Origin of the sequence: Quyinboa sediminis, from assembly GCF_042219855.1 — a bacterium.
Taxonomy (GTDB): Bacteria; Bacteroidota; Bacteroidia; order Bacteroidales; family UBA5342; genus JBHJHP01.
In genome coordinates, this window is sequence record NZ_JBHJHP010000005.1 from 396,210 (window position 1) to 410,259 (window position 14,050).

Genomic DNA, 14,050 nt, shown 5'->3' on the forward strand with positions numbered 1-14,050 from the left:
ACTTATAGGTTATGACATTAATTGACGGTAAGGCAACCTCACAACAGATAAAAGCAGAAATAGCTGAAGAAGTAAAAAAAATGGTGGCTTCAGGTTTAAAGGCACCTCATCTGGCTGCTGTATTAGTTGGCCATGATGGTGGCAGTGAATCTTATGTGGCACACAAAATTAAAGATTGTGAATCGGTAGGTTTCAAATCGTCCTTAATCCGTTATGAAGATGATGTAACAGAAAGTGAACTGCTAAAAAAAGTGGAAGAACTGAATACCGATCCTGAACTCGATGGTTTCATTGTTCAGCTGCCACTACCCGATCATATTAATGAACAAAAAATAATAGAAGCCATTAATCCGGCAAAAGATGTTGATGGATTTCATCCGGAAAATGTTGGACGTATGGTGGTAGGTCTGCCTGGTTTTGTATCTGCCACTCCTTTTGGGATTGTTGAGTTACTTAAAAGGTACAAGGTGGAAACATCAGGAAAACACTGTGTAGTGATAGGCAGAAGTAATATTGTTGGCAGACCGCTAAGTATTTTAATGTCACAAAAAGAAATGAATGCCACTGTTACTGTGGTGCACAGCAGAACAGAAAACCTGAAAGCCCTTTGCGCAAGCGCTGACATCCTGGTGGCTGCACTGGGAAGGCCCGGATTTGTAACGGCCGACATGGTGAAAGAAGGGGCAACAGTTATTGATGTGGGTACAACCCGTATTAAGTCAGATCAAACGAAATCGGGCTGGAAACTGAAGGGTGATGTGGATTTTGACAGCGTGGCTGAAAAGTGTGCTTTTATAACCCCTGTACCTGGAGGAGTTGGTCCGATGACCCGTGTTGCCTTATTAAAAAATACACTGCTGGCAGCCAAAAGAAATTAAAGAATCATAGATCACAGAACATAAAAAAACGGGATGAAATTTCATCCCGTTTTTTTATGTTCTCACCAGCGCTGTTTAATCTTCCAGATTTATTGCGTAATAAGCTTTTTTGCCATTCGGATATACACCTGAAATGAACAATCCACCTCTTACTCTTTCCATGACTGAACTGATATCTTCAACTTCATTTATCTGGCGATCGTTTATCTTTGTGATCACAAACCCATCAGAAATGCCTATTTCACTGAATTTTCCATCTCCGACATCCGTAACCTGAACACCATGGTTTAAACCTAACTGTTGCAACAATTTCTGATCGGCTTTAGCAAACTCAGCACCAAGTATTAAATCCGAACCTTTCTGTATGATACTTGTATCTCCGTGTCTGTTTTTAAGCGTCACTTTAAATGTTTTTTCCGATCCCTTGCGGTTAACCTCAACAGTAATTTTATCACCAGGCCTGTACCGGCTTAACTGTTCAAGAAGTTGTGATCCGGAGTTAACTTCTGCACCGTTGATACCAACAATGACATCACCCTCTTTGATACCGGCTTCTTCTGCTCCGCCTCCTTCTACCAACTCATTGACATAAACACCTTTCATATCCAGCAAATGATTCTGTTCAGCGAAATCAGCATCAATATCACGCATCATAACACCAAGGAATGCCCGTTGTACCTCACCATACTCCATGAGATCGGCTACTACCTTTTTAACAATACTGACCGGTATGGCAAATGAGTAACCGGCATAAGCTCCTGTAGGTGATGCAATAGCAGAATTGATTCCCACCAGCTCACCATTTGTATTCACCAGGGCACCACCACTGTTACCCCTATTGACAGCTGCATCCGTTTGAATATAGGATTCGATACCCATGTGCGTGGCATCGCCAAGAATACCGATACCTCTGGCTTTTGCACTAACAATACCAGCTGTAACTGTAGTCGATAAATTAAACGGGTTACCTACAGCAAGTACCCATTCACCAAGTTTAAGATTGTCAGAATTTCCGAATGGGATAGCTGGCAAATTGTCAGCATCCACTTTTAAAAGTGCTATATCGGTTGTAGGGTCAGTACCAATCAGCCGGGCATCGTAACGCCGCTTGTCATTCAGAATAACCTCAATGTTATTCGATTTTTCAATCACGTGGTTATTGGTAACAATGTAACCGTCTTTACTGATAATAACCCCTGATCCTGAACCTTCAAATATTCTTTCCTGTGGCTCATTTCCCCTTAACAGGTCCCATAAATCCACATAGTTGGACTTATAACTCACCTTAACTTTAACATGTACCACAGCCTGAACACTGGACTCTGCCGCTTGTGTAAAATCAGTATTTATGGCAGGTGTGGAAGGTAATGTTGCATACGTTGGCTTTACAACCTCTTCGGTTTGCACAACCTGTGCCTCCCGTGTATGAATACCGGAGTAAATTAAGATCGTCAGAACCGCCGAAACTACAGCTATTGTAACTGTACCAATTGTGTTTTTCAATGTTCGTTTCATATCGCTTCAATTTTAAATCAAATTATTTTACAACGATATTACCAAATATCATTCCATGTTTGGACAAACGTAATGCATATTTAACAATTATTTTTAGTGATTAACAATGCATTGTAAATGATGCCAGATTTTTTACCTTTGTAATTACTGTTTGTTGGTTATAGGATTGAAAATCAGAACTGACAACACGTATTATTAATTCAGTAATTTAATGCAGCCTAAGCAATTAAAATTAACTATGCAGATCATTAAAAACTTCAAACCGATCGGTATACTGTTTCTTTTTTTCATTCTGCAATTCTATGCAAAGGCCCAGCCATTTGTAATTACGAGCGATTCATTAGCTGAAAATGTTGAGAAAAACATCGACAGGTATCCTGACCAGATCCGGATAAACCTGCTTCTTAAACTGGCGATATATCATATCAACGCCGATCCGAGAAAAACAGCTGAATTGAGCACAAAAGCAATTGCACAGATAAGAGAACTTGATAATCCTAAATATGACATAACCTTACTGCATTCTTATATTATGGCAGGAAATTCCTACCATAAACTCGGATCTGAATATTTTGCAAGCAATGCATACCTTAATGCCTATGATATTGCAGAAAAAATCAATAATGAGAGCCTGCAGTTACTGGCATTAAAAAACCTGTCGAATGCACTGATGAATCAGTCCAACTACCTGATGGCAGTCGAATACCTGAACAGGGCTGAAAAAATTGCCTTTAAACAAAACAAAAAAGATGTATTGAATGCATTACAAATACAACTTGCAGAAGCTTATATCTTTTTAAACCGAACCGATTCAGCTAAATTCATCCTGAATAATCTCTTTGTGGATTTAACTGACACAACAGACCTTATTGTAAATCACATCAATTACAGCAAGGTAAAGGTTATAGAAAAAGACTTTATCGGAGCACAAAGGCATTTAAATGAAGCCCTACTGCTTTCAAAAAGCATTAATAATGATAGTCTGGCCTATGAGTGCTATTCGCAGTTGGCCAGAACATCGGCCCTTGTAAATAACTTTTTTGAAGCTGAATTTTACCTGGAGAAAGCATATGCACTAAAGAAAAAAAATGACAATATGTCATCGCTTATTTCCTCGGCAGAAATTTATGAGAAAAACAAAAATTACAAAGAGGCAAATGCATATTATAAACGTTTCTACCTGGCTGCTGATTCTGCCATAAAGGAAAAAGACAAACTTTCAACACAAAACTTTACTAATCAGGTCGATCTGATCAGTAAGGCAAGGGAAATAAACTCACTGAAACTGAAAAATGCTAAAAATGAAAAAGACATAAAGAAAACCAGGTTACTTATCATTATCAGTTCAACGCTTTTCCTCTTACTGGTTGTCTCCAGCTATTTTATTGTAAATTATCAGCGCGAGAAGCATCACAACCTTCAACTTATTGTCAAACAAAATGAAGAATTATCGCTGAAAAAGCATAAAGAAGAATTGCGGAAAGCAGAACTCCGAGCCGCCATTGCACAGTTACAGGGTCAGGAAATTGAACGAGAGCGACTGGCCAAAGAGTTGCATGATGGCGTTGGAGGAACGCTTGCCGGTATAAAAATGGAACTTGAATCAATTTTTGGTGGTATAAAATCGGATAAAAAGGCTGCTTATCTGATTAAGTCGTTACAGGATACTTACATGGAAGTCCGTTCGATTTCAAAAAACCTGTCCCTTCCGAATTTTAGTTCCGAATCGTTAAATGAAAATATCCTGAACCTGATCCAGTTTTTTCCCGGAAAGCATGATCTGGAAATCAATTTCAATGCATTTCCACTTGAAAACTGGGACGACATTGACATAAACACCCAAAAAGAAATTTACAGAATGATTCAGGAAGCCATTACCAACGCCATTAAGCACGCCAAAGCCAGTGAAATGGACATACAGATTGTGAACGACGGCACTTCGCTCACCATGATTATTGAAGATAACGGTATTGGATTCGATACCAATAAAATATGGTCGGGCATAGGACTTAAGAATATGAAGTCGAGGGCTACCGTGTTAAAAGGTGAACTTTCAATTGAATCAGAGCCTGGTGAAGGCACTACCATTAATTTAATTATACCCTTAAAAAACTGAATATGAAAAAAAACGTAATCATCGTTGATGACCATCCATTTATTCTGAGCGGCTTAGGCAGCCTGATCAGTCAGTTTGAAGATTTGAATATTATCGGCAATGCATCCAACGGGAAGGAAGCTTTGAAGCTGGTAAAAGAGAACAATGTGGATATTGTTTTCACAGATATTGAAATGCCTGAAATGGATGGAAACGAACTTATTGATGCACTGAACAGTAAATATCCATCGGTTAAAATCATAGTTATTACGATGCATTCACACCAATGGATGGTAAAAAAGCTCCTACGTAAAAATATAACTGCAATACTTTCTAAATCAGCCGGTGAAGAGGACCTGAAAAAAGCACTTGAAAATATGACCAAGGAGGATGTTTATATCGACTCCAGTATTAAAGAAGTCATCATTGAAGCGCTTACCAACGAGAAAAAAACAGTGGAAACGGAAACGGTTCAGCTTACCAAAAGAGAAAAGCTGGTACTGCAACTCATTTATGAGGGTTATTCTACAAAAGAAATTTCAGATAAACTTAAAAAGAGTCCTAATACAGTAGAAACACACCGTAAAAACATGTTCATTAAATGTAATGTTAAGAACATCGCCGGACTAATAAAATTCGGTCTTGAGAAAGGCCTGATCGAAATGTAAAAAAAGCGTGCCATGAGACACGCTTTTTTCTTATTTAATACCTAGTTTTTTTCTAATTTCTTTTGGAATAGCATCTTTATGAACTACAAAATTCATTGTTTTTAACTTCAGATAGGGTTCAGACATGTAAAGATAACCATCGTATTTGTTGTTGGTATTCCATGAATTCTTAACCTTGTAATACAGTGTACCATTCTGGTCTTTAACCAGCCCTGTAATGTGCATACCATGGTCATCAGTGGTTTGATAATTATCGAATTCTTCCTGACGCATTCCCTGTGTAATCTGTTTTTCCTTCACCGGCTTTTTGAATGAATAAAGCGTTTTATCTTTTTCACCTGTGGACATTTTCTCCCATTTAGCACGCTCCAGATCGCTCATGTCCTCCACATTATCATCAGGAACGATGGCTAATCCATTCTTATGACTGAATCCTTTTTCACTTACATCGCCACCCCATGCAATGGTATATCCGTTTTCAACAGCATATTTACATATTTCAGCCATTTCATCCAGTGGAACATTATACGATTCACCCCAAAGCCAGTTATCCGGAATTTCGAGGATAAATTTCTGATAAAAAGGGTGATGTGTAAATGAGGTTACTGATACATAATCAGAAGGATCGATATCAATATAATTTTGGGTAAAATCATTTTCAATAACCTTTTTACCGTCATATTCAAATACTTCAGGAACTGAACCAAAATAGGAATCCAGTATGCCATCCACAGCACCGGTCCATGCAGTAGAAAGTTTTCTGTTTTTATTTGTCTCTATGGATTTAACAAAAGCCTGCAGAGCAGCATTTACTTCTCCATGCACATGATTGTCTTCACCATAATTCAGACCTTTATAAGCTGACTCCGGTAATAATCCGTAATGATCCAATACCCAGAATACATCAAAAAAAGCACCACCGGCATCTAAATTGATCGTACCGTGCATCCTGACATATTTTTCGGCCTTGTATTCATAGCATTTGCGAACGACATACATTTCAGATAAATCCAGGTTTTTCCCACCTTTCCTCAGAACTTCCGATTCAATAAATGATAAGCCTGAAAAACTCCAGCATGTTCCACTTCGGTACTGATCTTTTACTGATGTTGCCGGTAAATCTTTAATATTGGTAAATACATACCCGGTATCTGTCTGCGCCGACATAGCTGTGACACAAACCATTAGAATAAATGTAGTAAGTATAGTTTTCATTTTATGTGTTTTTTTGACGTATCAAAAATATACAATAGAACATAAAAAAAGCACCCGAAGGTGCTAAAAATGGCCATTCCTGACATTTATCATAATTTCGAAGCCAACTCTACCAATCTTAAAAGCTCTGCTTTATATCCTTCCGTATCATTGTAATTTGTTTTCGCCAACAAATTCGCTACTGTTGAGAAATCGCCCTGACTGATATAATCTGATTTACGCAGCAACTGACCGAACATGGCAACCGATGCTGCCATATTAAAACCGGCGTCACCTTTGTCCCTGTTTAAGAGATCTGAATCAATCCTGGTTACCATAATTCTGCGTTCGTCAGAATCAGGTTCTTTATATCTGATTTTAACTGTACCCAATTCATTCATGAAAGATTGTGTCTGATGATGGTTTTCAGTGTACCTTAAAGGATCCACAACAGGCCTGCTTTCAGAATTCGTCAGTGCAATTTCATACAGGGCTGTGACCTGTTGATCAGCTCCCATTTCACCGGCATCCTTTTTATCATTATTAAAGTCCTCTGCAGCCAGCGCCCTGTTATCATATCCTACCAGTCTGTATGATGCGATCTTTGACGGGTTAAACTCTATCTGTATTTTAACATCTTTTGCCACAACAAACAGGTTCGACGTAAATTCCTTCATTAATATTTTATGTGCTTCCTGCAGGTTATCCACATAGCCATAATTTCCATTTCCATTATCAGCGATGGCTTCCATCCGGTTATCTTTAAGGTTTCCCTGTCCGAAACCTAATATTGAGATAAATATTCCTTTATCCCTTTTATCTTTTATCAGTGTTTTCAGATCTTCCACAGAAGATGGTCCCACATTAAAATCACCGTCTGTAACCAGTATTATCCGGTTATTTCCATTCTTTATCAAACCTCTTTCTGCTTCACTGTAAGCCAGTTTTAAACCTTCTGCTCCGGCTGTCGAACCACCTGAATTTAATTGTTCAAGCGCCCTTAAAATTGTCTGTTTATCTTTAACCGGTGTCGATTCCAGAACCACTCTTGTACTGCCTGCATAAGTTACGATAGCAACCCGATCATCATCCCGCAGTGTTTCAAGAAATGTTTTAAGGCTGGCCTTTGCCAGTGGAAGCTTATCGGCAGAACTCATGGAACCGGAAATATCAATCAGAAATACAAAATTTGATTTGGGTAATTTATCCGTTTCAATAACTTTTGTCTGTATGCCAATCCGAAGTAAATAGTGTTCCTGGTTCCATGGGCACTGGCCTGAAGACAGGGAAACAGCTATGGGTTTGTTTTTTTCAGGTGTCGGGTAACCATACCTGAAGTAGTTGATCATCTCTTCTACCCTTATTGCGTTCTCAGGTGGTAACATTCCATTATTAATGTGACGACGGGTTATTGCATATGATGCATTATCAACATCCACAGAAAAAGTTGATAAGGGATGTAAATTAACGGACTTAAAACCTGACTCTTCAAACTGGCTGTATTCGTCGTTAACAGGATTGTGATATACCGGAGGAACAACGAAGGAAACGGCTTGTTTTGACATTGCTTTATCTTTAAAAACCAACGTCCGGTTAACCTGTGCCTCATACGCAGCCTGACCTGCAACAACCGTTGAAATGTCACTCTCTTCCAGTAATTCTGTACTATCGTCCACTTTGGGTTCGTTCATGACTAATGGCGTGAGATGAATAGTAGATTTCTCTCCCGGAAGTACTTTAGTTATTACTGTTTTAAAACCATCCTTTTGTAACGTTACAAGGGAATCTGCAGATATAGCCAAAAGTTGAAATTCCCCCATTTTATCGGTAAATGCCAGTTCTGTCCCAGTGGAAACCTTCACCATATAAACCGGAAGATTAGTCTTACCATTCATAACTTTACCCCTTATAACCTTTTGTGAAGCTATTGGAAGTACACAAAAAATAATCATAAATAATGCTGCGATCGTTTTCATAACTCAATGTTTTTAATTTTACCATTGAGACTTAAAAAATGAGAAATTCCATAAATATTTTTTAAATTTACCCGGTTAGTAATTGTAAACTTTTTTAAACCAGCATGTTGAACATACTGAATAATACAGAAAACAATGACTCCTTTTTAGTAGACAGCTATAAAGAGACCGGTGATTCTGTATACATTGGACAGCTGTTTGACAGATACCTGCATCTGGTTTACGGACTTTGCCTCAAATACCTTAAAAACAGAGAAGATAGTCAGGATGCCACAATGGAGATTTATGAGAAGGTAGCTGCAGAACTGAAAAGAAATGACGTCAAGCATTTCAAAAGCTGGCTATATGTCGTTTCAAAAAACCATTGCCTATCCATTCTAAGAAAGAAGCAACAGCTGACAGAAGTGGAGTTAATTTCTGAAAAAAACTACACTGAATTTGTGGAATTTGAAGATTTTTTTACTCTGATTAATAAGGATGATTTTGAAAAAAACAAAGAGAGTCAACTGTACAAATGTCTTGAAAAGCTTAATGAGCTACAACATGAAAGTATCTCATTGTTTTATTTTAAAGAAAAGTGCTATGCAGAAATTGCTGAACTTTTAAATACAACCATTAAAAAGGTTAAAAGCCATCTGCAAAATGGGAAACGCAATTTGAAACGTTGTCTGGAATTCAATGAAAAAGCAGCATAACATACATAAAAACCGGCTGACATGGCAAATCCTGAGAGACTATCTGAGCAATAGTCTTTCATCAGGAGAGATGCATGATATTGAAAAGAAGGTTATGCATGATCCGTTTAGCACTGATGCTTTTGAAGGCATGGAGAATTTTGCACCGGCATCAATCGACAATGACCTGTCAAATCTTAAAACCAGGCTGAACCGGAAGAGCGGTTATGATTCAGACAAGAAGCAGGTTTCATACGGGTTGCTTATCCGTGCTGCTGCAGTCCTCTTACTGGTAATTGCTGCATCAGGCGTGGTAATTTATATCACAAGATCTTCAGATCAGCTAATACCGGCCAAAGTGGCACAGGACGCACAAAGAAAAACTCAGCAGGAACCTACACCATTATTCAACACAGAAAGTGACTCAGCTCAATCAGATAAAATAAGCGAAACTGAAGAGAAAGAGGCCACTGAAACCTTATCGGATCAGCCTGTACAAAATGCGACCAGAACAGTTCGCAAACCGGTTGAAAAGGAGATGGAACAACTTCAGCCCAAATCTGCCACTTCCACTCTCAATATGAATGAAACGGGTAAAAGTACCGTTGAAAACATTTTAAATCAATCGAACAGCGGCAATATTACTACGGTTCAAACAGAAACTGGCGCTATAAAGCCGGAAAAAGCAGAGGCGGCAGTTTCGGTTCAGACCTTAGAACCGGAAGATGAAGTTTCTGAAGCATTAACAATGAATGCCACTGAAGCTAAAATGGATAGTGATAAGTCAAAAAAAGCAACGGAACTGAATGAAAGGACACTACAAAGCGCTGTTGCTGCAAAACCTCCTGTGGAAATGAATCAGTATAAAGGTGCAATCTTCAGAAAAATAATGGAAGAAGAACCCGATGCCATTGGAGAATTTGAGGTCTGGTTTAACGTGAATGAAGATGGCAAATTATCGGATTTTGAAGTAACAAAGAGTATCAACAAGAAAACGGACCGAAAAATAATTCGGGAGCTGAAAAACAGCGGAAACTGGACCCCCGCCTATATTTCGAGCAAACCAACGACAACAAGAGCAAGCATACAATTAATATTTTAATCATACCTATATGGCAAAAGTAAGAGACATTAAAAAAGATGTGAATTTTCTAACATCGGAAGTTATATCACAGGCGTTTTTTGTGCAATACCTTTTCCCTGAAACCAGTGAGAAAAAACTGACAGAAATTATAGAAAAAGCTGTAGTACTCAGAAATAATACCATTAAGTCGGTAAACAGTTACAACAAAGAGACAAAAGCTAAAGCATATTACCGGGAACTTCAGGAAAAATTCATTAAAGAAGTTTTTGCACTTTTCGATGCATTAAATAATCTTAAGAAATAAGTGAATCAATACCTGTCAAACCCAGGTCAAAAATATGTTCATCCAGCTGGTTAAAGCACAGATATTTTTTGAATGCTTTGATAACTGTTGTTTATCAGTTTCAGAAGGTATAATCCGCTTTCATATTTCTGAAAATCTATTGAGGCGCATGATAATCCGGCACGCATATAACCGTTGAATAACTCATCAACTTTATCACCTGCCAGGTTATATAACTCAAGCTTTACCACTCCCTCCAGAGTTTGATAGACCTCCATTTCTGAATCTTTACGAACAGGATTCGGATAGATTTTAAATTCCAGGTTCTGTGATGGCATAGAGACCTGATCAACCGGGGTGGCTTCCTCCTTCTTATTGATCTTCATAAACTCACCCGTATCCAGTATGGCATGCGTTATTCTGATTCGCTGAATAATTCCGTTAAAATAGTTTACTTTGTTCATCCGCATTCCCACAGACATTTTTGTCGCATCTGAAAAGGGGAGTAAAACATGTTCCCAATCGTCCTCCAGTTCCTTTTTATAATTGACATACGTCTCAAAATGACCGTTACTGTATATGATCGCCATATGCTGCCAACCATCAAGAGGATGGGTTAGTGCAGGTTCCATAAGGCCTATTGAATTATTGTCTGCTCTGAGAAAACCATCAAAATACCATTCGTGATTCTCATTCAACCTTAATTCCATCGTAATTCTCCGGTTGCTGTTATTGGCATCTTCAATATGAAAATAACGGGGATCAGCATTTTCAGGATAAACATCATAAGGTTTCACAATGGTCTCTATGGTAAACTGCTGACTATTGCCAATGGGATTATGAAGAACATATATCCCGTCATCCTCACCGTCAAATTCGGCACCTTTACCAATTTCTGTATCCACAATTTCAGGATCACCAAACACCTGCAAACCATACCCATTCAGGCTTATAAGATTATCAAAAACATATGTTTCACTCTCTTCCAGCATTTGTCCGTAGCGGAGAAAATGACTGCTATCCAGAGCTTCGTCCGCAAATCTGATTTCCCTCACAGCTCCGGTCATGTAATTTACCTGATTCATTCTTGCCCCTACAGAAACAGCACCATCCTCAGGTGTGACCCAATGCAGCATGCCGGAATTTTCCAGTTGATAGTTTATAAACTGCTTAAACGTTTTATTGCTGTAAACCAATGCCGCATGATACCATCTGCCTGCAGGATGCAATTTCTCGGGATTTATTAAATGCACATTCTCACTCTCGCCGCTTCCGGACTGAATATAATTTTCAAGATACCACATGCTGTCATTGACAAATTCAATTTCGAATAAAATTCTGATATCAGGATTTGCCTGCAGATGTAAAAATTTCTGTTCACTGATACCTCCTTTATCAATCCGAAAAATAACTTCCAGCGTAAATTCATCCATCCCGATTAAGGGATTAGATTCCACAACAATACGGTCCTCTGTACCATCAAACAGCATAGCAAAGTCATCATTAACGGGAATAATCTCCGGATCACCTTCTGTTGTAAAAGTAAAATCACCTGATGATGTAAGATTATCAAGGTTCCATGTTACATAATTTGCTGCAAAACAAAAATCTGAACCCGGAAAAACATAGAACAGAAGTAAAACGGATATGCTGAAAAAGATTGATTTCATAATTTGCGGTGTGGCTGCTTGTTTAATACTGGTTCAAATCTAACTAAAATTGATAACATTACCAGTAAATTTGCTTTAGAAGGATTTGGGGATACAAAACAGCGTAAAAATTTGCTCTTTTCGTATAAATAGAGTTATTTAACTGTGGTTTTATTTTTTCTGAATTACACATACTATGAACAAAAATGTCAACCTGTTACTTAAAATAATACTATGCCTATTTACCACAGCATGGTGTTTAATATCGTGCGAATATTCAACGTTAAAAGAGTATTATGTATCAATTGATAAACCTGAAGAAATACCGGGAATACAAATTATTTTAAATACCAATGAAAACGACAGTATTATTTTTTACAAAGGCCAGGAAACTGTATTACCTATAAACGTACAAACCCAGCCAGGTATTAAATTGCAATATGCTGAGTTTTATTTAGATGACAGTATAATATCCAGGAACCATTATTTAGATAATTATTATACAAACTTCAGATTTAAATTATCGGATGATACAGTCCACAATTTTAGTATCGCATTTTATACAGGATCAGGTACTAACAGCATAGCAGATATAAACGGATATGAAGGATTCGTTTATAAAACCAAGGAATATAAACTGATTTGTAATAAAAAACACACCCCTGGGACCGGCAATCTAAATATCACTGAAAACGGTCTGTTATTAAACTGGAAACCATATAATGGAACTGGTTTTAAAAACTTTATTCTCACCAAAGGATCAATTGATTCACTTTTAACGTTGAAGGAAAATCAATTTATTGATCATGAATATCGTGGTGGAAAATGGACGTATGACGTATCTGTTATTGATAATAATAATTATGTTTTGAAATGGGCCAGATTAAATATTGACTTTCAAATTCCTCAGCCAGAAATAAAAGAGATTAATAAGCAACTTGCATTAAAGTGGTCTTCAACCGAAATAGAGACTTTGCTGGATGGCTATGAACTTGCTATGGGAAATTTTTCCGGCTATCATTATAACCCGGATTTAGTGTATTATATACCTAAAGGGGTGAATCATTTTATATTCAAAGATTATATGTTTGGATCATATAAAGAATTTCATTTCCATGGTATAAAAGACAATAAGACATCAGAAGGTCAGATTTATAATACAGGTAGAGTTCTGAGGTTAACTATGGGATTACCTGGTCCTTATTTCAAGAATCATTATGATGCAACAACCAAGGGTACCCTGATTTATGATAATGAAAATCTACAGTTTTATTCCAGTAAAGATGATTCTGTTTATACAGTTATGCCAATGGATGCGGACATTACTCAATCTACTGATGGTGAATACATTGTATATCCCAAACAATCCACTATGGATGTTTATCAATATAATTCCCAGTCATATGGTTTTGTAAAAACGATCCAGATAAAGGAAGACATCAGTGCATATAACCAGGACTTGTACTTTAAGCTTTCAGATAATGGAATTTTAGCCTTTATGAACACAGCAAAACTATATGTATTTGATATTGTAAATGAAAAATTACTTTGCAGTAAATATATGGGGCAACTTTATAATGTTGTTCTCATGCCGGATGGAAAACATCTGATTTTATATTTGGATAATACAGCAAAAGTTTATGAACTACGAAACGATACTATTATTATGGTAAATGAATTTAGTAGTAGCGGAAATTATTCCCCGAATAGTTTCAGACTCATTTACAATGAGCCTGAAAACATTTACTATTTTAATAGTTATAAAATGATAATAAAAAATATTCTAAATTCTAATATTGAAAAAGAGATCCAACTTGGTTCCGCTTTTATAAACTTAGATATTCAAAAAAACAAAATTCTTACTTTCGATACGTACAGTAAAGAATTTAGAGTATTTAGTTACCCAACAGGTGAGCTAACAGAAATTGTTCCAACGATGTTTGAAAAATCTACAGAGTATATGTTTCTGTGCAATGACAGAATCTTCAGATCCAATTACAAATATTACCTTAAAAACTAAATACCTAAGCGACT

At 37.3% G+C, this 14,050-nt stretch carries 11 protein-coding genes; 7 read left to right on the top strand and 4 right to left on the bottom strand.

Annotated features, from left to right (window positions below; genetic code table 11):
* The first annotated feature begins 11 nt into the window (after positions 1 to 11).
* A complete protein-coding gene (locus ACE1EF_RS14130; RefSeq protein ID WP_375721329.1) occupies positions 12 to 878 on the top strand; it encodes a bifunctional 5,10-methylenetetrahydrofolate dehydrogenase/5,10-methenyltetrahydrofolate cyclohydrolase in 867 nt (288 codons plus the stop codon).
* 75 nt (positions 879 to 953) lie between these two features.
* On the opposite strand, the gene ACE1EF_RS14135 is transcribed toward ACE1EF_RS14130, so the two are convergent.
* Positions 954 to 2,393: a Do family serine endopeptidase gene (locus tag ACE1EF_RS14135; protein WP_375721330.1), complete on the bottom strand. Its 1,440-nt coding sequence runs from the start codon at positions 2,391 to 2,393 to the stop codon at positions 954 to 956.
* 238 nt (positions 2,394 to 2,631) lie between these two features.
* Between ACE1EF_RS14135 and ACE1EF_RS14140 the strand changes: the two genes are divergently transcribed.
* The gene (locus tag ACE1EF_RS14140; protein WP_375721331.1) at positions 2,632 to 4,509 is read left to right on the top strand and encodes a tetratricopeptide repeat-containing sensor histidine kinase; all 1,878 of its coding nucleotides are present in this window, start codon (positions 2,632 to 2,634) and stop codon (positions 4,507 to 4,509) included.
* A 2-nt stretch (positions 4,510 to 4,511) separates the two neighbouring features.
* On the top strand, positions 4,512 to 5,156 hold the full coding sequence (locus ACE1EF_RS14145; protein WP_375721332.1) for a response regulator: 645 nt from the start codon (positions 4,512 to 4,514) through the stop codon (positions 5,154 to 5,156).
* Positions 5,157 to 5,186: 30 nt separating this feature from the next.
* Here the strand turns inward: ACE1EF_RS14145 and ACE1EF_RS14150 are convergent, their stop codons facing one another.
* Both ACE1EF_RS14150 and ACE1EF_RS14155 read right to left on the bottom strand, forming a co-directional pair.
* Complete coding sequence (locus ACE1EF_RS14150) at positions 5,187 to 6,371, bottom strand: C1 family peptidase (protein WP_375721333.1); 1,185 nt, start codon at positions 6,369 to 6,371, stop codon at positions 5,187 to 5,189.
* Positions 6,372 to 6,460: 89 nt separating this feature from the next.
* Positions 6,461 to 8,326: a vWA domain-containing protein gene (locus ACE1EF_RS14155; RefSeq protein WP_375721334.1), complete on the bottom strand. Its 1,866-nt coding sequence runs from the start codon at positions 8,324 to 8,326 to the stop codon at positions 6,461 to 6,463.
* 104 nt (positions 8,327 to 8,430) lie between these two features.
* Here ACE1EF_RS14155 and ACE1EF_RS14160 point away from each other — a divergent pair, with 104 nt between their 5' ends.
* The 3 genes from ACE1EF_RS14160 to ACE1EF_RS14170 are packed head-to-tail and all read left to right on the top strand — an operon-like array spanning position 8,431 to position 10,388.
* On the top strand, positions 8,431 to 9,021 hold the full coding sequence (locus ACE1EF_RS14160; RefSeq protein WP_375721335.1) for an RNA polymerase sigma factor: 591 nt from the start codon (positions 8,431 to 8,433) through the stop codon (positions 9,019 to 9,021).
* On the top strand, positions 9,005 to 10,102 hold the full coding sequence (locus tag ACE1EF_RS14165; protein WP_375721336.1) for a hypothetical protein: 1,098 nt from the start codon (positions 9,005 to 9,007) through the stop codon (positions 10,100 to 10,102). Before ACE1EF_RS14160 ends, ACE1EF_RS14165 begins: the two co-directional genes overlap by 17 nt.
* A gap of 10 nt (positions 10,103 to 10,112) precedes the next feature.
* Entirely contained in the window at positions 10,113 to 10,388 is a 276-nt protein-coding gene (locus ACE1EF_RS14170) for a hypothetical protein (protein ID WP_375721337.1), read from the top strand.
* A gap of 50 nt (positions 10,389 to 10,438) precedes the next feature.
* Here ACE1EF_RS14170 and ACE1EF_RS14175 read toward each other — a convergent pair whose 3' ends face one another.
* Positions 10,439 to 12,037, bottom strand: coding sequence for a LamG-like jellyroll fold domain-containing protein (locus ACE1EF_RS14175; protein WP_375721338.1), 1,599 nt, complete (start codon positions 12,035 to 12,037; stop codon positions 10,439 to 10,441).
* A gap of 175 nt (positions 12,038 to 12,212) precedes the next feature.
* Here ACE1EF_RS14175 and ACE1EF_RS14180 point away from each other — a divergent pair, with 175 nt between their 5' ends.
* Positions 12,213 to 14,036: a hypothetical protein gene (locus ACE1EF_RS14180; RefSeq protein ID WP_375721339.1), complete on the top strand. Its 1,824-nt coding sequence runs from the start codon at positions 12,213 to 12,215 to the stop codon at positions 14,034 to 14,036.
* Positions 14,037 to 14,050: the final 14 nt, after the last annotated feature.

Excerpts from the sequence above, each read along its gene's own strand:
- ACE1EF_RS14150 (WP_375721333.1), bottom strand. The coding sequence starts at position 6,371 with ATGAAAACTATACTTACTACATTTATTCTAATGGTTTGTGTCACAGCT.
- ACE1EF_RS14180 (WP_375721339.1), top strand. The coding sequence starts at position 12,213 with ATGAACAAAAATGTCAACCTGTTACTTAAAATAATACTATGCCTATTT.
- ACE1EF_RS14175 (WP_375721338.1), bottom strand. The coding sequence starts at position 12,037 with ATGAAATCAATCTTTTTCAGCATATCCGTTTTACTTCTGTTCTATGTT.
- ACE1EF_RS14140 (WP_375721331.1), top strand. The coding sequence starts at position 2,632 with ATGCAGATCATTAAAAACTTCAAACCGATCGGTATACTGTTTCTTTTT.
- ACE1EF_RS14165 (WP_375721336.1), top strand. The coding sequence starts at position 9,005 with ATGAAAAAGCAGCATAACATACATAAAAACCGGCTGACATGGCAAATC.
- ACE1EF_RS14130 (WP_375721329.1), top strand. The coding sequence starts at position 12 with ATGACATTAATTGACGGTAAGGCAACCTCACAACAGATAAAAGCAGAA.
- ACE1EF_RS14135 (WP_375721330.1), bottom strand. The coding sequence starts at position 2,393 with ATGAAACGAACATTGAAAAACACAATTGGTACAGTTACAATAGCTGTA.
- ACE1EF_RS14170 (WP_375721337.1), top strand. The coding sequence starts at position 10,113 with ATGGCAAAAGTAAGAGACATTAAAAAAGATGTGAATTTTCTAACATCG.
- ACE1EF_RS14145 (WP_375721332.1), top strand. The coding sequence starts at position 4,512 with ATGAAAAAAAACGTAATCATCGTTGATGACCATCCATTTATTCTGAGC.
- ACE1EF_RS14160 (WP_375721335.1), top strand. The coding sequence starts at position 8,431 with ATGTTGAACATACTGAATAATACAGAAAACAATGACTCCTTTTTAGTA.
- ACE1EF_RS14155 (WP_375721334.1), bottom strand. The coding sequence starts at position 8,326 with ATGAAAACGATCGCAGCATTATTTATGATTATTTTTTGTGTACTTCCA.